Here is a 23,831-nt window from a genome sequence, read left to right as displayed (position 1 = left end):
GCTTACGGCAGTCAAGAGGCATCCAGCCCTGTCAACGTCCCATCAGACCGCTTGGATGCGGCCCGCCCTGCTCGGTTGTGCGTCAACCGTGTCCTGCTCGATCGGCAGGATCAATTGATCGGGTACTGCGCTGTGCCACTTCTTGGCGAGGACGTAATACAGCGCCGCCGGCACCACCAGGCCGATGATCCAGGAAATGTCCACACCGCCCATGGCCTTCACCAGCGGACCGGTATAGAACTTGGTGGCAATGAATGGCAGTTGAACCAGTACCCCGAAGACATAGACGCTGATGCCGAGGGCATTCCAGCGACCGTAGCGACCGTTCGGGTCGTTCAGTGCCGGCACGTCATAGCGCTCGCGCGTGATGCAGTAGTAGTCCACCAGGTTGATCGCGCTCCAAGGTGTAAAGAACGCCAGCAAGAACAAGATGAAGGACTTGAACGCACCGAGGAACGAGTGCTGGCCGAGCAGCGCGATCAGGGTCGCAGCGCCGACGATGACCAGCACGAAGACCAGGCGCTGCAAGCGCGTGACGTTCAGGTGGCCACGGAAACCGCTGATGATGGTCGCGATGCACATGAAGCTGCCGTAGGAGTTCAGCGTGGAGATGGTGACCTTGCCGAACGCGATGCTGAAGTACAGCAGCGCAGCGGTTGCACCGGTGCCTCCCAGGCCAACGATGTAGGCCACTTCGTGACCGGCGAATTGGCCGTTGGCTGAGGCGGCAGCAAACACGCCGAGGATCATCGCCACCTGTGCGCCGATGACTGAACCGGCGCCGGCGGCAAAAAAGGTTTTCACCGAGGATGTCTTGCTCGGCAAATAACGCGAATAGTCCGCCACGTAGGGGCCGAAGGCGATCTGCCAGGAGGCCGCGAGCGACACCGCCAGCAGGAAACTGCTCCAGCTGAAATGGCGGATCTGCAAAAGTGCGCCCACGTCCGTCTGGCTGATCAGGCGAGCGAACAGGTAAACAAAGGCAATCACACCAATCACGCTGGCGACACGGCCAATGAAGTGAATCACCCGATACCCGAGCACCGTGACCAGCACGATGACACTGGCGAAAATGAGGATGCCGACACTGTCGCTGACGCCAAACAACTGGCCCAGCGCCTGGCCGGAAAGCACGGTCCCCGTCGCGGTGAAACCCAGGTACATCAGGCACACCAGCACGATCGGGATGGCCGCGCCATACACACCAAACTGCACCCGGCTGGAGATCATCTGCGGCAGGCCAAGCTTTGGCCCTTGGGCGGCATGCAACGCCATGACACCGCCGCCGAGCACTTGGCCGATCAGCAAACCGATCAACGACCAGAACACATCACCGCCCAGCACCACCGCCAATGCGCCGGTGACGATGGCTGTGATTTGCAGGTTGGCCCCCATCCAAAGGGTGAACTGGCTCAACAGCCGACCGTGTCTCTCCACTTCCGGGATGTAGTCGATCGAACGCTTCTCGATCAACGGCTTGCTGCTTGCGCGTGTGCTGGTGACAGCCATGGTTCAACCTCTGTGGATTGTTCTGGTCATTGGATAACGCCCTGTAGGAGCTGCCGAGTGCAACGAGGCTGCGATCTTTCCCCTGACACTTGAATCTCAAGCGAAAGATCGAGACCAAAATCAAGATCAAAAGATCGCAGGCTTCGCCAGCTCCTACCCGGTAATCATCGGCAGGTTCAGCCCCTGCTCCTTCGCGCAATCAATGGCGATCTGGTAACCGGCATCGGCATGGCGCATGACGCCAGTGCCCGGGTCGTTGTGCAGGACGCGAGCAATCCGCTCGGCCGCTTCATCGGTACCGTCGCAGACGATCACCATGCCCGAATGCTGGGAGAAGCCCATGCCGACGCCGCCACCGTGGTGCAGCGATACCCAGGTCGCGCCGCTGGCGGTGTTGAGCAAGGCGTTGAGCAGCGGCCAGTCGGAAACGGCGTCGGAGCCGTCCTGCATGGATTCGGTTTCACGGTTCGGACTGGCCACGGAACCGGAGTCGAGGTGGTCGCGACCGATGACGATCGGCGCCGACAACTCGCCGCTGCGCACCATTTCGTTGAAGGCCAGGCCCAACTTGGCGCGCTGGCCCAGGCCAACCCAGCAGATCCGTGCCGGCAGGCCCTGGAAGCTGATGCGCTCGCGGGCCATGTCCAACCAGTTGTGCAGGTGCGCGTCGTCGGGGATCAGTTCCTTGACCTTGGCGTCAGTCTTGTAGATGTCCTGCGGATCACCGGACAGCGCCGCCCAGCGGAACGGACCGATGCCACGGCAAAACAGCGGACGGATGTACGCCGGCACGAAACCAGGGAAGTCGAAGGCATTTTCGACACCCTCTTCCTGGGCCATCTGGCGGATGTTGTTGCCGTAGTCGAACGTCGGCACGCCCATTTTCTGGAAGGCCAGCATGGCTTTGACGTGGACGGCCATCGATTGCTTGGCGGCTTTCACCACGGCGGCCGGTTCGGTCTTGGCGCGGGCACGGTATTCGTCCCAGGTCCAGCCGGCTGGCAGGTAACCATTGAGGGGATCGTGGGCGCTGGTCTGGTCGGTGACCATGTCCGGGCGCACGCCACGACGGACCATTTCCGGCAGGATCTCGGCGGCGTTCCCACACAGCGCGATGGAAATCGCCTTGCCTTCGGCGGTGTATTTCTCGATGCGCGCCAGGGCGTCGTCGAGGTCCTTGGCTTGCTCGTCGACGTAGCGGGTTTTCAGGCGGAAATCGATGCTCACCTGCTGGCACTCGATGTTCAGCGAGCACGCACCGGCCAGGGTCGCGGCCAACGGTTGCGCACCACCCATGCCGCCCAGGCCGGCGGTCAGGACCCAGCGGCCCTTGAGGTTGGAGTCGTAGTGCTGGCGACCGGCCTCGACGAAGGTTTCATAAGTGCCTTGCACGATGCCCTGGCTGCCGATGTAGATCCAGCTGCCGGCGGTCATCTGGCCGTACATGGCCAGGCCCTTGGCGTCGAGTTCGTTGAAATGCTCCCAACTGGCCCAGTGCGGCACCAGGTTGGAGTTGGCGATCAGCACGCGAGGGGCGTTGCTGTGGGTCTTGAACACGCCCACCGGCTTGCCGGATTGCACCAGCAGGGTTTCGTCGTCGTTCAGGTGGGTCAGGCTCTCGACGATCTTGTCGTAGCACTCCCAATTGCGCGCAGCGCGACCGATACCACCGTAGACCACCAGTTCCTTGGGGTTCTCGGCCACTTCCGGGTCGAGGTTGTTCATCAGCATGCGCAGCGGCGCTTCAGTCAGCCAGCTCTTGGCGGTCAGCGTGTTACCGCGAGGGGCGCGGATTTCAACGTCACGGTATTTTTCGGGTTTGCGGGTAGCGTCGGTCACAGCAAAAACTCCTCAGCGATCAATCCAGACCAGCCCGGGCAGTGGGCAGCGATTCAGCGAACGTTGCGTTGAATATCGGTGACTCATACACATACGTCTTTACTTGTATGTACAAGCATATGCAATCAAGCGGCCAACTTATTGGAGAGGATGGTCAGGCGCGGTTGGAGAATCGACTGAAAGCCCTGTGATTGAAGGGCTGCCGGGCTGCATGAAATTTTTCAGGAGGGTTTCTGAGGAGGAAATAGGAGGGACACAACAGCGTGGTATTGCGCCACGCTGGGGCGTTCGGTAACAAGTTGGTGCGCATGGAGGGAACAATAATGTGTCGCAGGACTTCTTAGTGGGCGGTCAGCTCGATCACGCAGCATTGACCGCGGGTGGAGATATCCACCAGCCCGGTGTTACCGCTCAGTTGCAAGCAGTCGTAGAGGCCCAAATCAACGGCGGACTCACCGATCTTGATGGCCAACCCCGGAGCCGCACTGAACACCAACACCGTTCCCGCCTCGCTGAAAAACTGCTGCTGGCCACCCATCCACTGCAACCGTGCGCGGTAACGCTGTGGCGCGTAGATCAGGTTGAAGTCCCGAATCGGCCCGCCCAGCAGCGTGCAATAGACATGGCTCTCGCCGCTGAACGCAAAAGGGTCCAGCGGATGCAGAGGACGCGTGGCCTGGCCGTCGACGTTCAACGTCATGCCGTCCCCCTGCAGGACACTGATGACCCGCTCGTAACCGGCGAAGCTGGAAAAACCGCCCGATTCAGCGATATCGGCAATCGACAGTCGCCAGCCGAAACCTTCCAGGCCGGTGCCGGCATCGCGGGTGATTTCCTCGGTGCTGCCACCACCGTTTTTCCACGGCATGCGTGGGTAGTCGGCAGCACGTAAAACCTTCAATTGGCTCATTTATGGAAACGCCCTTCCAAGCTGTGACGGGAGCCCGGATGGATCAGGCGTGCGGCGGTGACCGGTTGGCGCCCGGACCAGGTGCGGCGGCGGATCAGCAGGCACGGCTCGCCTCGCTCGATCTGCAACAGCTTGCATTCACTCGGCTCGGCCAGGATCGCCTCGACCACATGCTCGCCTTCGGTCAACGGCGCAACCTGGTTCAGGTAGGCGTAAGGGGTTTGCACGGTGAAGTCCTGCTTGAGGTATTCAGGCGCCACCAGTGCATTGACGAAACGGTCCTCGATCTGCACGGGGATGTCGTTCTCGAAATGCACGATCAGCGAATGGAACACCTTCTGGCCTTCGCGCATGTCCAGGGCCAGGGCCCGCTCGGAGCCCGCGGCCTCTTCTTCCAGGGTGATCACCTTGCAACTGTGGCGATGACCGCGGGAGGCAATTTCGTCGGCGATGTTATGCACTTCAAACAAGGCGGATTGGCTCTTGGGCTCGGCCACGAACGTGCCGACCCCTTGCATGCGTACCAACAGGCCATCGGCGGTCATTTCCCGCAGGGCACGGTTGATGGTCATGCGGCTGAAGCCCAGTTGGCTGACCAGTTCGCTTTCCGACGGCACGCGGTAATGCGGCGGCCAGTTCCCACTGTCGATCTGCTGGGTGATCATCTGTTTGACGCGGGCATACAAGGGCGCCGGACTGTCACCCATGTGTGCGGCCAGCGGCGGTTTGGCAGGCGGAGTCGGCACGGCGGTTCCCTGTTCTGCGGATAAGGTTGCTAGCTTGCCGGAGTTTACCGGCCAGGCAAACGTCTGTATATGTATATACAAATTACACACGATGAGGTTGAACCATGTCCGCCTTCTTTGCCGAACGCGCACTGCTGCCTAGTGGATGGGCCTACGATGTACGTCTCGAGGTCGACGCCACGGGCGTTTTGACCCATATCCAGGCCGGTTCCCACGCAGACGGCGCCGAACGGCTGGACGGTCCGCTGTTGCCAGGCATGCCGAACCTGCACTCCCACGCCTTCCAACGGGCGATGGCCGGGCTGGCGGAGGTAGCGGGCAACCCCAACGACAGTTTCTGGACCTGGCGCGACTTGATGTACCGCCTCGTCGGAAAAATCAGCCCCGACCAACTCGGCGTCATCGCCCGTCAGCTGTACATCGAAATGCTCAAGGCCGGCTACACCTCGGTCGCCGAATTTCACTATGTGCACCATGACATCGACGGCGCACCCTACGCCGACCCGGCAGAGCTGGCCCTGCGCATCAGCCACGCCGCCAGCGCCGCCGGCATCGGCCTGACGCTGCTGCCGGTGCTCTACAGCCATTCCGGTTTTGGCGGCCAGGCCCCCAATGACGGGCAGCGCCGGTTCATCAACAGCACCGAAAACTACTTGGAGCTTCAGTCGCGCTTGCAGCCGATCCTGGCCGGGCAAGCGTCCCAGGCGCTGGGCCTGTGCTTCCACTCGCTACGCGCCGTGACGCCCGGGCAAATCCAGGACGTGCTGGCCGCCAGCGACCGCGATTGCCCGGTGCACATTCACATCGCCGAGCAGCAGAAGGAAGTCGACGACTGCCTGAACTGGAGCGGCGCCCGCCCGTTGCAATGGCTGTACGAAAACATCGACGTCGACCAGCGCTGGTGCCTGGTCCACGCTACTCACGCCAACACTCAGGAAGTCAGCCTCATGGCCAAGAGTCGGGCGATTGCCGGCCTGTGCCTGACCACCGAAGCCAACCTGGGGGACGGTATTTTCCCGGCCGTGGATTTCCTCGCCCAGGGCGGACGCCTGGGTATCGGCTCCGACAGCCATGTGTCATTGAGCGTGGTCGAAGAGTTGCGCTGGCTGGAATATGGCCAGCGCCTGCGTGACCAACGGCGTAACCGCTTGTATCGGGCGGACCAGCCGATGGTCGGCCGCACCTTGTTTGACGCCGCGCTGGAAGGCGGTGCCCAGGCCCTGGGGCAACCGGTCGGCGCCCTCGAAATCGGCAAGCGCGCCGACTGGCTGGTGCTCGATGGCAACGACCCGTACCTGGCCACGGCCCAGGGCGACGGGATCCTCAATCGTTGGCTGTTTGCTGGCGGCGATCGCCAGGTTCGCGATGTGATGGTCGGCGGACGGTGGGTTGTGCGTGAGGGGCGTCATGCCGGCGAAGAGGAAAGCACCCGGGCATTTACCCAGGTGCTGCGCGAGCTGCTGGGCTGACCCCTAAATACCAATGTAGGAAATACCCCTGTGGGAGCGAGCCTGCTCGCGATGACGGCCTACCAGTCAACTTATGTGTTGAATGTGAAGCCCCATCGCGAGCAGGCTCGCTCCCACAGGTTCTATAGCGTCAGTCCGAAGTCTTGGCCATCTGCCGGTCCGACGCACGCCAGATCAGGCGTGTCGTGTCATACCCCTGCTGGCGCGCCTTGCTCAGCAATTCCTCGCGCACGACGCTGTTGACGGTCGGTGTACGGGACAACAGCCACATGTAGCGGCGGCTCGGGTCGCCGACAATGGCGGTCTTGTAGTCATCGCTGACGTACAGCACCCAATATTGCCCTTTCGCCACGCCCGGCACGATCCGTGAAAACCAGTTATCGAACTCGACCCAGAGCTTGTCGGTCTTGCCCGGCACTTGCGGCGTGGCGGTGCCCCTGGCTTCTTCCCACTGCCAATCCGAGGTCAGGCAACGGTTGAACACACCCACGTTGCCGTCTGGCTTGAGGGTGTAGTGAGCTTCCGATTGCGCGCAATTGCGCTGGAAATACATGGGCAGGCGGGCCAACTCATACCAGGTCCCTTGGTAACGCTTGAGATTGACGCTATTGACCGTCTTGGGTGCCAACGGATCTACGCCAGAAGTGGCACAGCCAGCCAATACCAGGCCAGCCAAAAGAACAAAAACTAACCGCATCATTATTTTTCTCCCGTGGGCGCTTCGCCCCGGTTTACTTCAGGCCTTGGCCGGAAAACATCAACACTTTGTCACCGGCGTACTGCACGCTGATAAAGCTTTTCTGGTCGCCCCAGGTGCAGCTGGACATACCGAGGGCGCCTGAGCAATCGGTCGGTTTCCCCAGTAACGTTTCGACTTCGGCCTTGGGCATGCCAGCCGACAGCTTCGAATAGTTTTCCTGGTTGACCTTGCTGCATGCGGTCAGCACGACGCACATAAACAGCAGGGCGATAGATCGCAGCGACATGGTGTAACTCCTGGAACGGAAGGGAGGTGGCAGGGTGCCAACCTGATCCTTAGAAGAGAAAACCCCTGTCTGGTTCCCTGACGCCCCCAGTATTTATTGGCTGCCCAGAGGTGTTTCATCGATGAATCAACCAGTTTGTGACGCCGTCGTACCTTTCGTCGGGATTGAGCCCCTGGCGCCTGATGGGCTGGGCTTTTGCGCCGATAAAAAGTAACAGCGCAAAATCCTGCGTTATGGCAAATTGACAGCCCGTCCTGACCCGTCCCTCCGCGGTAGTGTTCTTAATGACCAGAAACATGAAATTCAGCCATAAAATTCTGCTGGCTGCCGCCCTCGTGGTGGCCGTTGCATTCGCCTGTTTCATCCTGTTCAACGACTATCGTCAACGCCAGAGCCTGCACGCCAGCACCGAGACCTCCATGCAGGAGCTCGGCACCCTGACCAGCCGTAACATCCAGACGTGGGTCGACGGCCGTATCCAATTGCTGCAATCGCTGGCCCAGCAGATCGCCGTGGACGGCAGCAGTGCCGATAGCCTCAAGCGCGCCGTAGGCCTGCCGGCCTATACCGGCAACTTCCAGCTCAGCTATTTCGGCGGCACCGACGGCGTGATGTTCTCGGTACCGGCCGGCAATCGCGCCGCCGACTACGACCCGCGCGCCCGTGGCTGGTACAAGGCTGCCAACAGCGCGCAGCAAACCATCGTCACCGAACCCTACATCGCCGCCTCGTCGGGCAAGCTGGTGATTACCGTCGCCACGCCGGTGCAGCACCAGAACCAGATGATCGGTGTGGCCGGTGCGGACATCGACCTGTCCAGCGTCAGCGCCATCATCAACTCGCTGAACTTCGGCGGCCACGGCCACGCCTTCATCGTCAGCGCCGACGGCAAGATCCTGATCCACCCCGACAGCAAGCGCGTGCTCAAGACCCTGGCCGAGGCCTACCCCAACGGCGCGCCGCAAATCAGCCCGGGCGTGAAAGAGGTCGACCTCGACGGCAAGACCCAATTTATCTCCTTCACCCGCGTCAACGGCGTGCCAGGCGCCGATTGGTACGTGGCGCTGGTACTCGACAAGGACACCGCGCTGGCGATGCTCAGCGAGTTCCGGACTTCGGCGCTGATCGCCATGGTCATCGCGGTGGTGTTCATCATCGCCCTGCTGGGCATGTTGATCCGCGTGCTGATGCAACCGCTGCTGACCATGGGCCGCGCCATGCATGACATCGCCGAAGGCGAAGGCGACCTGACTCGGCGCCTGGTCATCCACGGCCAGGACGAATTCGGCGCGCTGGGCACCTCGTTCAACCGTTTTGTCGAGCGCATCCACACCTCGATCCGCGAAGTGGCCTCGGCCACCGGCCAGGTCAACGAAGTCGCCCTGCGCGTGGTCAGCGCGTCCAACTCGTCGATGTTCAACTCCGACCAGCAGGCGTCGCGCACCAGCAGCGTGGCCGCGGCCATCAACCAGCTCGGCGCCGCCGCCCAGGAAATCGCCCAGAACGCCGCCCTCGCCTCGCAACATTCCAGCGAGGCCCGCAACCTGGCCGAAGATGGCCAGCAAGTGGTGGATAAAACCATCGCGGCCATGCAGCAGTTGTCAGCCAAGATCAGCGATTCGTGCGGCAACATCGAAACCTTGAACAGCAACACGGTGAACATCGGCCAGATTCTCGAGGTGATCACCAGCATTTCCCAGCAGACCAACCTGCTCGCCCTCAACGCCGCCATCGAAGCGGCCCGTGCCGGTGAAGCCGGACGCGGCTTTGCGGTGGTGGCCGATGAAGTCCGCAACCTGGCCCACCGCACCCAGGATTCGGCGCAGCAAGTGCAGAAGATGATCGAGGAGCTGCAAGTCGGCGCACGAGAAGCGGTACTGACCATGACTGACAGCCAGCGCCAGAGCGAAGGCAGCGTCAGCATCGCCAACCAGGCCGGCGAGCGACTGGGCAGCGTGACCCAGCGCATCGGTGAAATCGATGGCATGAACCAATCCGTGGCGACCGCCACCGAAGAACAGACCGCCGTGGTGGAGTCGATCAACGTCGACATCACCGAGATCAACACCCTGAACCAGGAAGGCGTGGAAAACCTGCAAGCGACCTTGCGGGCCTGTGCCGACCTTGAGCAGCAGGCGGCGCGGTTGAAGCAGTTGGTGGGCAGTTTCCGGATTTAGTCTGGAAGGGCCCCATCGCGAGCAAGCTCGCTCCCACACTGGATTTCCATTCGCTGAAAGTCCTGTGGAAGCGAGCTTGGCCCGGGCGGCGATCCGACGATAGCGGCATCAGCCTCACAGCAACATCAGAACCTGGACCCAGGCCTGCTCAAGAATTCTACTTCCTCAGCCGTGGACTCGCGCCCCAACACCGCATTGCGATGGGGAAAGCGCCCAAACCGGGCAATGATCTTCTGATGCCGTTCGGCGTAATCCAGGTTGTCCTCAAACACCGCCCGCTGCGCTTCGGGCTGTTCTCGCACCAGGTCGATAAACCGCGACACGGCTTCGTTCTGCACCGCGAGGTTTTCGCAGTGTTCGAGTACGAGGTAGATGAATACGCGCTGGATGGGTTTGAGTCGTCGGTCGAAACCCGCCGCCAGGCCTTGGGCTACCAGCGCTTGGGCACGCAGGTCGCCGGAAAAGCTTTTGGGGGTGTCGCGATAGATCATCCGCGGAAGTTGATCCAGTAGCAGCACCAAGGCCAGCCAACCTTCCGGGCGTTGCGCCCAATCGGTCAATTCACCGGCCAGTGCCTGCTCGACCTGATCGCCGAAGCGCTCTTGCGCCTGGCGATCATGGCCTTTGCCAAACCACAGCTTGCCCTTGTCAGCCGCTATTTCGTCCGGTGTTTGGGCTGAACCAAACCACCAATCGAGCAACGGCTGCCAGGGCTCGGCCATGATTTACTCCTTGTGGTAAGCCGTGGCGCGGGCCACTTCTTCCTTCGAACCAAGGAACACCGCAACGCGCTGGTGCAGGCCTTCAGGCTTGATGTCGAGGATGCGCTGGTGACCGTCGGTGGAAGCGCCACCGGCCTGCTCCACCAGGAACGACATCGGGTTGGCTTCGTACATCAGGCGCAGCTTGCCCGGCTTGGACGGCTCACGGCTGTCGCGCGGGTACATGAACAGACCGCCACGGGTCAGGATCCGGTGCACATCGGCAACCATCGCGGCGACCCAGCGCATGTTGTAGTTCTTTTTCAGCGGGCCTTCTTCACCGGCCAGCAACTCACTGACGTAGCGTTGTACCGGAGCTTCCCAGTGACGCTGGTTGGACATGTTGATGGCGAATTCCTGGGTGGTTTCAGGAATGGTGATGTCTTCGTGGGTGAGTACGAAGCTGCCCATTTCGCGGTCCAAAGTGAAACCTTTCACGCCGTCGCCCAGGGTCAACACCAGCATGGTTTGCGGGCCGTAGATGGCATAACCGGCGGCGACCTGCTCGGTGCCTGGCTGCAGGAAGGCCTTTTCATTCAAGGCTTCGTTCTGGCTCAGGTACTCGTTCGGGCAACGCAGTACCGAGAAGATGGTGCCCACCGGTGCGTTGATGTCGATGTTCGACGAACCGTCCAGTGGGTCGAACACCAGCAGGTAGGCACCCTTGGGGTATTTGCCCGGGATCTGGTAGGCATTGTCCATTTCCTCGGACGCCATGCCGGCCAGGTGACCACCCCATTCGTTGGCTTCGAGCAGGATTTCGTTGGACAGTACGTCGAGCTTCTTCTGCACTTCGCCCTGCACGTTTTCGGTGCCCATGCTGCCCAGGACACCACCCAGCGCGCCTTTGGAGACGGCGTGGCTGATCTCCTTGCACGCACGCGCCACCACTTCGATCAAAAAGCGCAGATCGGCAGGGGTATTGTTGCTGCGGGTCTGCTCAATCAAATAGCGACTCAAGGTAACGCGGGACATGGACGGCTCCGAAGAATAGGGGGCGGAAAAACCAGCGCAGTTTAGCGCGAGTCGGGACTTAATTCCTCCTATGAGACGGGATATGGAGGATTGAGTTCATATCCGAGCCTGCCAACCTGCGTAGGAGCTGTCGAGCGAAGCGAGGCTGCGATCTTTTGATCTTGATCTTTCACTCAAGATTCAATTGTCTGGGGCAAGATCGCAGCCTCGTTGCACTCGACAGCTCCTACGCAGCTCCTACGGGGATTTGACCGGCGGCTTGCGCAACAGGCTGAACGCCATCGCCGCGAGGAACAGCACGCTCAGCAGCAGCACCGCCCACAAGCCAATTTTCTTCCAGTTGGTATCGACCGTCACCGGCACCGTTGCAGCGGCCGCAGCCGGCGTCGAGGTGGCTGCGCCGTTCACCGTCGCCGTCCCCAGCGTCGCCAGGCGCGACGGTTTGTAATCGGGCACCAGCGTGGTCAAGGGCAAGCTGGCCGCCTTGACGGTCGCACTGCCCAAGGCCAGGCGATAGGGCCCTTCGCCCCGCGCCAGGAACACCACCTGGGTCGGGCGCACGGCAAAACGCAAGGCTGGGGCTTCGCTGCCCAGGCCGCCGCCACGCTCGTCCACGGTCAGTTTCAATTGCTGCACGGTCTGGCCGGACAGTTGCAATTGGTTTTGCAGCACGTCCTGGCCGTTCTGGGTCAGGCGATAGAGCAAGCCACTGCCCAGCGGCTGCCACGGATGGCTGCTTTCACGACGACCGGCCAGGGTCACCGGCGCCAGGCTGTTGGCCTGGCTCAGTTCGACCTCCACCTGTTCGATGTTCAGGCCCATGGGCAACTGCCAGGTGTATTCACCGGCCTTCGTCGTGCTGCCGACCAAGGGTTGCGACCAAACCAGCGGCAACGGCAGGCTTTCGCGACTGGCGCTTTGCAGTTGGGCCGAGGTCAGCACCGGCGCGGCGGACGGCGAATCCCACAACAGCCGCAGATAGCGTGCCGACTGCCCCGGCAGGTTCACTTCATGCTGTTCGACCTGTTCGTCGGCAAAGGTCAAGCGCGCCACCTGGCCTTCGCCCCACGACTGCCAGTGCTGCAAGTCGTCACTGGCTTCGATGGTGAACCGCTGGAAGCCGTCGCGCTCGCTGGTCCAGTCGAGAATCAACTGCTGCAGCGGTGCCTTGATCGCGCTGGCATCCAACAACCAGCCGCGCAACGCCTCTTCCCCGGCTTCGAGCCGGCTGGAGGGCTGGACTTCCACCAGAGTGCCGTTGGCGTTCGACTGTACCCGCACGCTGGGCGCGCGCTCGTTATCATCGGCGGCGTTGTACAGCGGGAACCACTTCACGTCGGTGAGGGTGCGGTTTTCCCGGCTCTGGGCCGACTCGCGCACCAAGGCGTAGGCCTGGGCCTGGCCGGCGGCGTTGAAGACCCGAAGGTCGCTCAGGTCGGTCTGCCGCGCTTGCAATTGAACGTCCAAGGGCAATGGGAGGCGATACCACGGCCCTTCGCCGCTCAAGGACAACGGCACTTGATGGGCGAAATCCGCCGGTTGCTCCTGGGCCGTAGCCGACAAGGCCACCCACAATCCGACCACTCCCAGCCCGATCCGATTCAACGTGCGACTCAAGATGACACTCCCTCACTGACAGGCATCGGCGGCTCGACCGGCGAGGCCGTTTCCGGACGTTTTGGCGGCAGCGGCGCGAAGTAGCCCACCACCAGCAACAACACGCCCACGCCGATAAACGAAACGATCCGCGCCAGACCGCCACGGTTACTCAATTCGACAAAGAACAACTTGGCGACGACCACAGCAATCAACACCGCACCGACCAGCCACACTTCCCGGCGATGGCGCAGGTGTCCACCGATCATCAGGCCCAGGGCGATCAGGGTCCAGACGATGGACAAGCCGGCCTGCACGAACATCGACGCAAGCAGCGCATCCAGCTCGTACGGGACACCCATCCACTGGTGGGCAGTGCGCATCACCAGGGCAGTGAAGAACGCGAACAGCGACACACCGGCGATCAACTGGGCGATTTGTCCGACGCGACTCCAACGGTTCGTCGATTGCGCCACGGCGTTGCGGGCCCACACATAGATGCCGAACAAGGCGAACAGCAGCCCAAGTTCCAAAGGATTGAGCAACGGCACGTAAGGCAGTGGCTCCGAGTTGCCATCACTGAAGGTGTTGGTCAGCCAGAACCAACCGAGCATCAACAGCGCCATGGGCGCCGCCGCGTAGACACGGTATTCGCGCGGTTGGGCCGAAACCGGCCAAGGCAAGGTACGCGGCGTGGCCACCAGCACCAGGTACAAGCCTGGCAGGATCGCCCAGGCCAGCCAGCGCCAGGCGTTGTACTGCTCGGACAGCAACAGCAGGCCGTAACGCAACTCCAGCATCAGCACCGTCATCAGCAACCAGCAACCGAGGACGTGGGCCGTACTGCGCGCCTGCGCCGGCAGCGTCTCGGCCAAGCGCTTGAGCGAGAGGAAATGCACGGCGAATACCGCCAGCCAGGCCAGCCAGCCAAAGTTCGCCGCCGGGTGATAGTGGCTGTGTCCCGTTGCCACCAGCACACAGCCCGCAGCCGGGATCAACAAGGTGCACAGCAGCCCCAACGCCGGCCATTTCAACCGCAGCGACAGAACGCTCCACACCGCCACGCTGATCGCCGCAACCATCAGCAGCCAGCTGCCTTGCAGGTTCGCCGGGGCAAAGCGCAGCACTTCGCTGACCCACGCCAGCGCCCACCAACCGGCGCCCCAGATCAGCAACAACTCGGACAGGCGCTGCAAGCTCAAGGCTTCCAGCTCTTGCGCCGCGTGTGCCCGCTGCAGGCGCCATGCCCCCACCAGCGCGGCCAGCCCCAGTACCAACGGCGTCCAGAAACCGCTATGGGCCAGGGGACGCAGGTCCTCCGCATTGAGCGGCCCCAACAGCGCCGGCCCCGCTGTCAGGAACGCCGCACCGCCCAGCAGTTGCAGCAGCAGGCCGAAGACGAAGCTCACCCGTTGTTTCAGGTACAGGCTCAACCAGAGGATCAACAGGCCACTGGCCGCCCACACCCCACTCGCCGTTTGCCACGGCAGGACGAACAACACCGCAAGGTTGATCAGCACCAGCCCCGCCAGCAGCACCACCGACAAGCCGCGCAGCAACCGGACATCGTTGCGCACCATGTCGTCGCGCGCCGCCAGCAACATGCCGCCGATCAACGCCAGGCCGATCAGCGAAGCACTGAGCAAACCGCTCCAACCCGCGCTGAACACCGCCGTCGAATCCCCTTCGGCGCCTTGCAAGCGCAACAGGAACAGCGCGCCGCCGAGCAATTGCACCGCGAATGCCGTGAACAGGAAGCTGCGCGATTGCAGGCGCAGGCCGACAAACAGCGTCGCCAATCCGGCGAGGGCCCAGGCAATGGCGGTACCGTGGACAAAGAAGAACAGCGGTGCCAACAGATAGAGGAAACTCAACCCCAGCACAGCCAGAATCGGCCGGCCTTGGCGCTCCCATTGCGAGCAGTGTTCAGGATCAGCCTTGTGCAGTTGGTAGAACGTGAACAGCAAGGCGCCGCCGAGCATCAATGCACCCAACGGCGAACCATCGAGCAGGCTGCCAGCGCCGGTGCGCAACTCGCTGACAAATGCCAGTGCCGAGCCCAATTGCAGCAACAAGGCAAAAGCCCGAGCCAATGGACGTTGCTGACGCAGGCCCAGCCAGAAAATCCCAGCACCTTCCACGGCCCATGCCGCCGCGGTCCAACGGGCGTCGAGCCCCAACGGGATCGCCAGGCTGGCAAAGATCACTCCCAGGGCCAGGCAGGTCTCCGCCAGCAACAAGGCGCGGCCGCCCATCAATACCCGCGCCAGCCCCATGTAGATCATGCCCAGGGCCAGGGCGCTGAATGCCGCGGCGAATTCCAGGTGCTGCACCAACACGAACTGCAAGCCGAAGCCCACCAGCGGCGGGCCGAACAGCATGCTGCCGTCCACGTAATCGCCCTTGCGCGCCGACCAGCGCAGCAACGCATCACGGCTGCCATCTTCGGGGGCATCGCTCATTTCCAACAATTTGCGCCGTGTGAACAGCAAGCCAATCGCCAGGTAGATGAGGAAGAACAGGATCAGGAACGGCTCGGTACTCCAGAGCAACTCTGGCGTGTAGGAACGCAGGCCCCAGGCGAAACCGATACCGAACGTGCCGACAAAACCGATCAGGTTGAGCAGGCGCCAGGCCTTGAACCAGGCAATCGCGAGGATGCCGGCATTGAGCAGGATGAAATAACTGAACAAGGCGACGTGGTTGCCGCTGCCGGTGGAGGTCAGGATCGGCGCGGCAAACCCGCCCAGGGCCGCGGCTGCGGCCAGGCCCAGAGCGTTCTGGGTAACCGCCAGGATTGCCGAGAACACCGTCACCGCCACCAGCAAGCCCAGGGCTGCCTTGGAATCGAGCAACGGATGCAAGCGCATGGCGGCGAACACCGTCAGGTACAACACGGCGATCCCGGTGCCCTGGAGCATCAGCGCATAACTGCTGTTGCGTTGGCGCAACCACCAGCCCAGGCCCAGCAGGCCCAATGCGCTGGCCGCGACGCCGGCGTAACGCACTTCGATCGGCACCACCATGCCTTCGGTGGCATAGCGCAGCAGGAACGCCAGGCCGAGGAACAACAGCAGCACACCGACCCGCAGCACCGTATTGCCACCGAACAGCCAGTCGCGCGCGCCCATCACGGCGCGGTCGAACAGATTCGGACCGCGCGGGGCCGCTGGCTCCGCAGCCATCGGCTCCAGGGGCAAAGGGGCAAAGTCGCGGTTGGCACGTCGACTGGACGTCTCTGGCGCAGGCTTCCAAATGTCATCGGGCAACGGCTGGCTGGCCTCGGTGGCCATGGTGGGAACGGGCTCGAGGTCCGATGGCAACTCCCAGACGAGCTGCGGCTCGGTGCGCGTTTCGGGCTTCGCGGCCTGGGGGGCGACCACCTCAGGCGTCGGTGTCGGGTCACTCGGTTCGGCGACCTTGCCGCGCTCGAGAACCGCCAGACGGGCCTCCAACGTGAGCACGCTCTGCTGGGCCTCTTGCAGCAAAATCTGTTGCTTGGCTGCCTGGATACCCAGGCGCCCCAGTCGAAACGACTGGGCGATGCCGAGCCCTACCAGCGCGCCTATCAGCGCATCGGCGAACGACTCGTCCACCACCCAGCCGAGTGCCAGGCCCAACAACGTCAAGATCCATTGCATGGTCGATATCCCTAAGCGGCCCGTTGCGGGCGTAACCGGGGTGATGCGGTGCCTGGATCAGTCTAGTGGAAACCCCCAAACCCTGTGGGAGCGAGCCTGCTCGCGATGGGGCCTTCACATCCAACATTGATGCTGGCTGACAGACCGCTATCGCGAGCAGGCTCGCTCCCACACTGAACACTTTTGACTGAGCCACAACACCGCAGCCCGGCGAAACTGGCGCCTAGTATATCGACGAAGCCCAACCGCCGTTGGGCTTCGCTCACATTTCTTGCAGTAAAGGCTACTCCAGGGCTTTCCAGATATCGGTGGCGTATTCACGAATGGTCCGGTCCGAGGAGAACCAGCCCATGCGCGCAGTGTTGAGCACCGCCGAACGCCACCATTGCTTGGAATCATGCCAACGCTCTTCGACCTTGGCCTGGGCGTTCCAGTAGGCATCGAAATCGGCGCACACCAGGAAGCGGTCGTAGTCCACCAACGAGTCCACGAGCCCGACGTAGCGCATCGGATCATCCGGCGAGAACACCCCACCGCGAATCGCCTGCAACACATCGTTGAGCCGGTGGGACGCGGCGATGTCCGGTGCGGCGCTGAATTCGCCGTTGCGCTTGCGGGCTTCCACCTGCTCGGCCGTCAAACCGAAGATGAACATATGGTCGCCGCCGATGCGCTCGTGCATCTCCACGTTGGCGCCGTCCATGGTGCCGATGGTCAGCGCGCCGTTGAGGCCGAACTTCATGTTGCTGGTGCCCGACGCTTCGAAACCGGCCGTGGAAATCTGCTCCGACAGGTCCGCCGCCGGGATGATGCTTTCGGCCAGGCTGACGTTGTAGTTGGGCAGGAACACCACCTTGAGCAGGCCGCGCACGGTCGGGTCGTTGTTCACGACCCGGGCGATGTCGTTGGTCAGCTTGATGATCAGCTTGGCCTGGTGATAACTGGCGGCGGCCTTGCCGGCGAAGATCTTCACCCGCGGCACCCAATCCACTTCCGGTTCGGCGCGGATCGCCTGGTACAGCGCCACGGTGTGCATCAGGTTGAGCAACTGGCGCTTGTACTCGTGGATGCGCTTGACCTGCACGTCGAACATCGCCGCCGGGTTGACCGCGATGCCCAGCCGCTCGTGGATCAGGTAAGCCAAGGCTTTCTTGCTGTGGAGGCGCTGCTCGGCGAACTGCTTGCGAAACGCCGGCTTGTCGGCAAACGGCTCCAGTTCGATCAAGCGCTCCTCGGGGTTGTCGAGCACGCTCGGGCCGAGGGCGTCGACCATCATCGACGTCAATTCGGCGTTGGCCTGGAACAACCAGCGGCGAAAGGTGATGCCGTTGGTCTTGTTGTTGATTCGCTCCGGGTAGAGCTTGTGCAGCTCGGAGAACACCGTGCTGCGCATCAACTGGGTATGCAACCCGGACACGCCGTTGACGCTGTGGGAACCGAGGAAGGCCAGGTTGCCCATGCGCACCCGGCGGCCATTGTCTTCTTCGATCAGCGACACCGAGCGCAGCACGTCGAAATCGTGCACGCCCTTGGCCCGCAGCGAATCGATGTGCTGGGCGTTGATCAGGTAGATGATCTGCATGTGCCGGGGCAACATCCGCTCCATCAGCCCCACCGGCCAGGTTTCCAGGGCTTCGGGCAGCAGCGTGTGGTTGGTGTAGGACAGCGTGTCCTGGGTGATCTGCCAGGCCGCGTCCCAGGCCACATCGTAGACGTCCACCAATTGCCGCATCAGCTCGGCCACGGCAATGGACGGGTGCGTGTCGTTGAGCTGGATCGCGGCATGATCGCCCAGGGTCAGCACCGAGGTGTGCATGTTGCGATGACGGCGCAGCAAGTCCTGCAACGAGGCGGCGACGAAGAAATATTCCTGGCGCAGGCGCAGCTCCTGGCCGGCCTCTGTGCTGTCGGCCGGGTACAGCACGCGGGAAATACTCTCGGCCCGGGCCACTTCCGCCACGGCGCCGAGGTGGTCGCCGGCATTGAAGCGCTCCAGGTGCAGCTCTTCCATGGCCCGGGCGCGCCACAGGCGCAGGGTGTTGACGCTGGCACCGCGCCAGCCCACTACCGGGGTGTCATAGGCAATGGCCCGGACGGTTTCGGCCGGGGACCAGACCTGGCGGGTCTTGCCAGTATCATCGGTAACGGTTTCGACGCTGCCGCCAAAGCCGATCGGGTAGACCACTTCCGGCCGCTCGAACTCCCACGGGTTGCCGAAATCCAGCCAGTGCTCAGTCTGCTCCTGCTGCCAACCGTCGACGATGGCCTGGCGGAACAGACCGTGCTCGTAACGAATACCGTAGCCATGGCCGGCGATACCCAGTGTGGACATGCTTTCCATGAAACACGCCGCCAAGCGGCCAAGGCCACCGTTGCCCAACGCCGCGTCGGGCTCAAGCAGGCGGATGCGCTCCAGGTCCACGCCCAATTCGGTCAGGGCCTCGCGGGCGGTGTCCAGCAGGCCCAGGTTGCTCAGGCTGTCGTAGAGCAAGCGACCAATGAGGAATTCCAGGGAAAGGTAGTACACACGCTTCTGGCCCTTGCGGTAGATCTGTCGCGTGTGGTCCATCCAATGTTCGACCATGTGGTCGCGGGCAGCGAGGGCAATGGCTTCGAACCAGTCGTGATCAAACGCATGATCCGGGTCCTTGCCGACGGCATAAGTGAGTTTGGTCAACACGGCGTCGCGAAATGCAGCCACTTCGGCTTCGCGAACAAGTGGTTCTTGAGTCATTGATAAGACCTCGAACGAGCATGGAATTGTCTGAGCCTAGACGGTCTGACAGACGGTACAGGCTCTTGGTTCGGTGGATTTCCCCGAGTGTCGGAGAATCGCCGCCATGGAATTGCCGGATGGTCGAATGAATGCAGGGGCCGTGCCGGTCCGGACGGGTTTTGCCGGGATGCAAAAAAAACCGGCAGATGGTCGTTCAAAATTTCACCAGTCCCGGTATGATCGCGCGCCCTGATGCATGCTGGTAAACCGTGATGATGAAGCCCAACCTGATCGCCGCCGCGGAGATCGACCGACTCGATACCTGGGCCAAGTACTCCGCCCCGATGTGCGGTTCCTGCGTGTCGAGCTGCTGCACGCTGCCGGTGGAGGTGAAGATCAAGGACCTGATCCGCATCGGCATCGTCGATGAGTTCGAACTGGGCGACCCGCCGAAGAACATCGCCAAGCGCCTGCAAAAGGAAGGGATCGTCGAGCGCTACAACCAGAAGTCGGAAATCTTCACGCTCCAGCGCATGAGCAACAACGATTGCCTTTATCTGGACCGTAAAAGCCGGTTGTGCACCATTTACGAGAAGCGCCCGGACACCTGCCGTAACCATCCTCGGGTCGGGCCTCGGCCGGGCTATTGCGCCTACAAGCCCAAGGAAGTGGAGCGCGAGCGGAATCCGCGGACGTTGGATCGGTTTTGATCGACTGAGGGTTTGGCGGTGGCTGATCTACCGCCATCGCGCGCAAGCTCGCTCCCACAGTAGATTTATGCCGGGCACAAAATCCGTGTCCACTGAAATCCACTGTGGGAGCGAGCTTGCTCGCGATGAGGCCCCAACAGGCGCCACATAACTTCCAGGCACAAAAAAACGCCCCCGGTCTCACAACCGGGGGCGTTTTCTATTCAGCCGAGGCTAAGCAATCAGTTCTTGGCTTTCTTGGCAGCGCGGGTGCGCTCGCTTTCGTCCAGGATCTTCTTGCGCAGGCGGATCGACTTAGGCGTCACTTCGCACAGCTCGTCATCCTGGATGAATTCCAGGGCCTGTTCCAGGGTGAAGCGAACAGGTGGAACCAGGGCGATGGTTTCGTCCTTGCCCGAAGCACGCATGTTGTCGAGCTTCTTGCCCTTGGTAGGGTTCACGCCCAGGTCGTTGTCACGGCTGTTCAGACCAACGATCTGGCCGCCGTAGATTTCCTGGCCGTGTTCGACGAACAGCTTGCCACGCGCCTGGAGGGTTTCCAGGGAGTAGGTCAGTGCCTTGCCGGTTTCAACCGAAACCAGAACGCCGTTCTGACGGCCGGACATGTCGCCCGACTTCATCACGTCGTAACGGTCGAAAATCGAGGTCAGGATGCCAGCACCGTTGGTCAGGGTCAGGAACTGGTTACGGAAACCGATCAGACCGCGAGCAGGGATGTTGTATTCCAGACGTACACGGCCTTTGCCATCCGGCACCATGTTGGTCAGGTCGCCCTTACGCAGGCCCATCTCTTCCATCACCTTGCCCTGGGATTCTTCCGGCAGGTCGATGGTGACGTTTTCGAACGGTTCGTGCTTCACGCCGTCAACCAGACGGATGATCACTTCCGGACGACCTACAGCCATTTCGAAGCCTTCGCGACGCATGGTTTCGATCAGTACCGAGAGGTGCAGTTCGCCACGGCCGGAGACCTTGAACTTGTCAGCCGAGTCGCCTTCTTCAACGCGCAGTGCAACGTTGTACAGCAGCTCTTTGTCCAGACGTTCCTTGATGTTACGGGACGTCACGAACTTGCCTTCTTTACCGCAGAATGGCGAGTCGTTGACCTGGAAGGTCATGGAAACGGTTGGCTCGTCGACGGTCAACGGCTTCATCGCTTCAACGGTGTCCGGGTGGCACAGGGTGTCGGAGATGAACAGCGAGTCCATACCGCTGATGCAGACGATGTCGCCGGCAGCCGCTTCTTCAACGTCTACACGGTGCAGGCCGTGGTGACCCATCAGCTTCAGGATACGACCATTGCGACGCTTGCCGTCGGCGCCGATAGCCACGACCGGGGTGTTCGGCTTGACGCGACCACGAGCGATACGGCCAACACCGATAACACCCAGGAAGCTGTTGTAGTCCAGTGCGGAGATTTGCATCTGGAACGGGCCGTCACGGTCGACTTTTGGCGCAGGTACGTTGTCGACGATCGACTGGTACAGCGGGGTCATGTCTTCAGCCATTTCGGTGTGGTCCAGACCGGCAATACCGTTCAGGGCCGAGGCGTAGACGACTTTGAAGTCCAGCTGTTCTTCGGTGGCGCCCAGGTTGTCGAACAGGTCGAAGATCTGGTCCAGAACCCAATCCGGACGCGCGCCTGGACGGTCAACCTTGTTGATGCACACGATCGGACGCAGGCCGGCTTCGAAGGCCTTCTTGGTCACGAAACGGGTTTGCGGCATAGGGCCGTCCTGGGCATCGACCAGCAGCAGCACGGAGTCGACCATCGACATCACGCGCTCTACTTCACCACCGAAGTCGGCGTGGCCCGGGGTGTCCACGATGTTGATGTGGTAGCCGTTCCAGTTGATGGCGGTGTTTTTCGCCAGGATGGTAATACCGCGCTCTTTTTCCTGGTCGTTGGAGTCCATCACGCGCTCGTCGTTGAGCTCGTTGCGCTCCAGGGTGCCGGATTGACGCAAGAGTTTGTCTACCAGGGTGGTCTTACCATGGTCAACGTGAGCAATGATGGCGATGTTGCGTAGATTTTCGATCACTTGTGTATCTCGATCAGAGGATTCGGTGTGCTGACAGGTCGTGGCAGCGATTTACGTTGAGTTCCGACAGCCGTTACAGCCTGTCGGCGGCGTCGGGGGGCCGGTGACGCAGGCCACAGGCAAACAGCCCCGGGCACTTAGCTCGGTCGATAAACGCGCACATTGGCATGCCCCTCACTGAGCAAATGGTGGGCATGCAGGCGACTCATCACGCCTTTGTCGCAATAGAGCAGGTACTGGCGAGTAGGGTCCAGTTCCTTGAAACGCGCGTTCACTGCATAGAACGGCATCGTTTTTACCTCGATGCCGGCGACACTCAGCGGGTCGTCTTCAGCGTCATCCGGGTGGCGAATGTCGATGATGATCTGACCGGCCAGCGCTTCGCCGACTTCTTCAATTTGTACGTCCTGGCCCAATTCATCGATCACCCGATCGATCGGTACCAGCCTGGCGTTTTCGAGCGCTCGTTCGAGCACCGCCATGTCGAATTCTTTCTCTTCGTGCTCAACCCGCCCGCGCTTGGCCGCCGTCTTCGGATTGACCGAGATGACGCCGCAGTACTCCGGCATGTGCCGGGCAAACTCGGCGGTGCCGATTTCGTTGGCCTGGTCGATGATGTCCTGCTTGTGGCTGGCAATCAGCGGCCGCAAGACCAGCTTCTCGGTCACGCAGTCGATCACCGACAGGTTCGGCAACGTCTGGCTCGACACCTGGGAGATCGCCTCGCCGGTCACCAGCGCGTCGATTTGCAGGCGGTCGGCAATGCTCGACGCGGCACGCAACATCATACGCTTCAAAATGACGCCCATATGACTGTTATCGACTTTGCCGAGAATCTCGCCCAGGACTTCCTCGAACGGCACACTCACAAATAACACGCGTTGGGAGCTGCCGTACTTCTTCCAGATGAAGTGCGCCACTTCCATCACGCCCAGCTCATGGGCACGGCCGCCGAGGTTGAAGAAGCAGAAATGGCTCATCAACCCGCGACGCATGATCTGGTAGGCGGCCACCGTGGAGTCGAAGCCACCAGACATCAACACCAGGGTCTGCTCCAGCGAACCCAACGGATAACCGCCGATGCTGTTGTGCTGGCTGTGGATCACGAACAGCCGTTGGTCGCGAATTTCGATGCGCACTTCGATTTCAGGGTCTTTCAACGAAATACCGGCCGCACCGCACTGCCGGCGCAACTGGCTGCCGACGTACTTTTCTACATCCATCGAACTGAACGGGTGCTTGCCGGCACGCTTGCAGCGCACCGAAAAGATCTTGCCGGCCAGGGCGTCACCATAATGAAGCATGCACTTGGCGAGGATGTCGTCGAAATCCCCCAGCGGGTATTCATCGACTTGCAGGAAATGCGCGATGCCCGGCATGCAGCTCAGGCGCTCGGTCATTTCCTTCAGGACCTTGGGTTCGCTGACACGGGTTTCCAGCTCGAGGTTGTCCCACACGCCATTCACCACCACGGCCGGGTCCAGGTCTCGGAGCACGGCACGGATGTTCTTGGCCAACTGGCGGATGAAACGCATCCGTACCGGGCGGCTCTTGATGGTGATCTCGGGGAAGACTTTTACGATTAGTTTCATGAAAACAGCGCGCGAACGGCCAGCCGAAAAAGGGGGGCGCGGATTATAGCGGAAATTGCTCAAGGTTTAACCAGTTTATGTGCAGATGGTTTTGCATGCACCAAAACAGGTCATTATCGATTGGCGACGCCACATTGCAGTGCGTTATTGTCTGACAATCTT

At 61.6% G+C, this 23,831-nt stretch carries 16 protein-coding genes; 3 read left to right on the top strand and 13 right to left on the bottom strand.

Annotated features, from left to right (window positions below; translation table 11 throughout):
* Positions 1–42 precede the first annotated feature (42 nt).
* From AD659_RS01160 to hutC, 4 genes are all read right to left on the bottom strand, one after another.
* A complete protein-coding gene (locus AD659_RS01160) occupies positions 43–1,509 on the bottom strand; it encodes a purine-cytosine permease family protein (RefSeq protein WP_053117583.1) in 1,467 nt (488 codons plus the stop codon).
* 153 nt (positions 1,510–1,662) lie between these two features.
* Positions 1,663–3,348, bottom strand: a complete 1,686-nt coding sequence (gene hutU, locus AD659_RS01155; protein ID WP_053117581.1) for a urocanate hydratase — start codon at positions 3,346–3,348, stop codon at positions 1,663–1,665.
* A 340-nt stretch (positions 3,349–3,688) separates the two neighbouring features.
* Positions 3,689–4,258: a HutD/Ves family protein gene (locus AD659_RS01150; protein WP_053117580.1), complete on the bottom strand. Its 570-nt coding sequence runs from the start codon at positions 4,256–4,258 to the stop codon at positions 3,689–3,691.
* Positions 4,255–4,965 carry a histidine utilization transcriptional repressor HutC gene (gene hutC / locus AD659_RS01145; protein ID WP_014336125.1) on the bottom strand — a complete coding sequence of 237 codons (711 nt, stop codon included), beginning with the start codon at positions 4,963–4,965 and terminating at the stop codon, positions 4,255–4,257. Before hutC ends, AD659_RS01150 begins: the two co-directional genes overlap by 4 nt.
* A gap of 143 nt (positions 4,966–5,108) precedes the next feature.
* Here hutC and AD659_RS01140 point away from each other — a divergent pair, with 143 nt between their 5' ends.
* Positions 5,109–6,473, top strand: a complete 1,365-nt coding sequence (locus tag AD659_RS01140; RefSeq protein ID WP_053117576.1) for a formimidoylglutamate deiminase — start codon at positions 5,109–5,111, stop codon at positions 6,471–6,473.
* Between the two features lie 130 nt (positions 6,474–6,603).
* On the opposite strand, the gene AD659_RS01135 is transcribed toward AD659_RS01140, so the two are convergent.
* Together AD659_RS01135 and AD659_RS01130 are read right to left on the bottom strand one after the other, a co-directional pair.
* Positions 6,604–7,173 carry a lipocalin family protein gene (locus AD659_RS01135; protein ID WP_053117574.1) on the bottom strand — a complete coding sequence of 190 codons (570 nt, stop codon included), beginning with the start codon at positions 7,171–7,173 and terminating at the stop codon, positions 6,604–6,606.
* 31 nt (positions 7,174–7,204) lie between these two features.
* The gene (locus AD659_RS01130; protein WP_003186715.1) at positions 7,205–7,459 is read right to left on the bottom strand and encodes a hypothetical protein; all 255 of its coding nucleotides are present in this window, start codon (positions 7,457–7,459) and stop codon (positions 7,205–7,207) included.
* 284 nt (positions 7,460–7,743) lie between these two features.
* Between AD659_RS01130 and AD659_RS01120 the strand changes: the two genes are divergently transcribed.
* The gene (locus AD659_RS01120) at positions 7,744–9,636 is read left to right on the top strand and encodes a methyl-accepting chemotaxis protein (protein WP_197676970.1); all 1,893 of its coding nucleotides are present in this window, start codon (positions 7,744–7,746) and stop codon (positions 9,634–9,636) included.
* A gap of 125 nt (positions 9,637–9,761) precedes the next feature.
* On the opposite strand, the gene AD659_RS01115 is transcribed toward AD659_RS01120, so the two are convergent.
* From AD659_RS01115 to AD659_RS01095, 5 genes are all read right to left on the bottom strand, one after another.
* Positions 9,762–10,358: a DUF924 family protein gene (locus tag AD659_RS01115; RefSeq protein ID WP_053117566.1), complete on the bottom strand. Its 597-nt coding sequence runs from the start codon at positions 10,356–10,358 to the stop codon at positions 9,762–9,764.
* A gap of 3 nt (positions 10,359–10,361) precedes the next feature.
* On the bottom strand, positions 10,362–11,372 hold the full coding sequence (locus AD659_RS01110; RefSeq protein ID WP_030141457.1) for a class 1 fructose-bisphosphatase: 1,011 nt from the start codon (positions 11,370–11,372) through the stop codon (positions 10,362–10,364).
* Positions 11,373–11,609: 237 nt separating this feature from the next.
* Positions 11,610–12,989, bottom strand: a complete 1,380-nt coding sequence (locus AD659_RS01105) for a DUF3999 domain-containing protein (protein ID WP_053117563.1) — start codon at positions 12,987–12,989, stop codon at positions 11,610–11,612.
* Positions 12,986–16,609: a DUF2339 domain-containing protein gene (locus tag AD659_RS01100; RefSeq protein WP_053117560.1), complete on the bottom strand. Its 3,624-nt coding sequence runs from the start codon at positions 16,607–16,609 to the stop codon at positions 12,986–12,988. The genes AD659_RS01105 and AD659_RS01100 overlap by 4 nt, the downstream gene beginning before the upstream one ends.
* 283 nt (positions 16,610–16,892) lie before the next feature.
* A complete protein-coding gene (locus AD659_RS01095; RefSeq protein ID WP_053117558.1) occupies positions 16,893–19,343 on the bottom strand; it encodes a glycogen/starch/alpha-glucan phosphorylase in 2,451 nt (816 codons plus the stop codon).
* Between the two features lie 254 nt (positions 19,344–19,597).
* Here AD659_RS01095 and AD659_RS01090 point away from each other — a divergent pair, with 254 nt between their 5' ends.
* Positions 19,598–20,035, top strand: coding sequence for a YkgJ family cysteine cluster protein (locus tag AD659_RS01090; protein ID WP_024778075.1), 438 nt, complete (start codon positions 19,598–19,600; stop codon positions 20,033–20,035).
* A gap of 221 nt (positions 20,036–20,256) precedes the next feature.
* Here the strand turns inward: AD659_RS01090 and typA are convergent, their stop codons facing one another.
* Entirely contained in the window at positions 20,257–22,077 is a 1,821-nt protein-coding gene (typA, locus tag AD659_RS01085) for a translational GTPase TypA (RefSeq protein WP_053117555.1), read from the bottom strand.
* Positions 22,078–22,214: 137 nt separating this feature from the next.
* A complete protein-coding gene (gene thiI, locus AD659_RS01080) occupies positions 22,215–23,669 on the bottom strand; it encodes a tRNA uracil 4-sulfurtransferase ThiI (RefSeq protein ID WP_053117552.1) in 1,455 nt (484 codons plus the stop codon).
* Positions 23,670–23,831: the final 162 nt, after the last annotated feature.

Source organism: Pseudomonas thivervalensis (assembly GCF_001269655.1).
Lineage (GTDB): Bacteria > Pseudomonadota > Gammaproteobacteria > Pseudomonadales > Pseudomonadaceae > Aquipseudomonas > Aquipseudomonas thivervalensis.
Note: the sequence above shows the minus strand (reverse complement) of the source record. Positions and strands in the feature narration are given on the sequence as shown.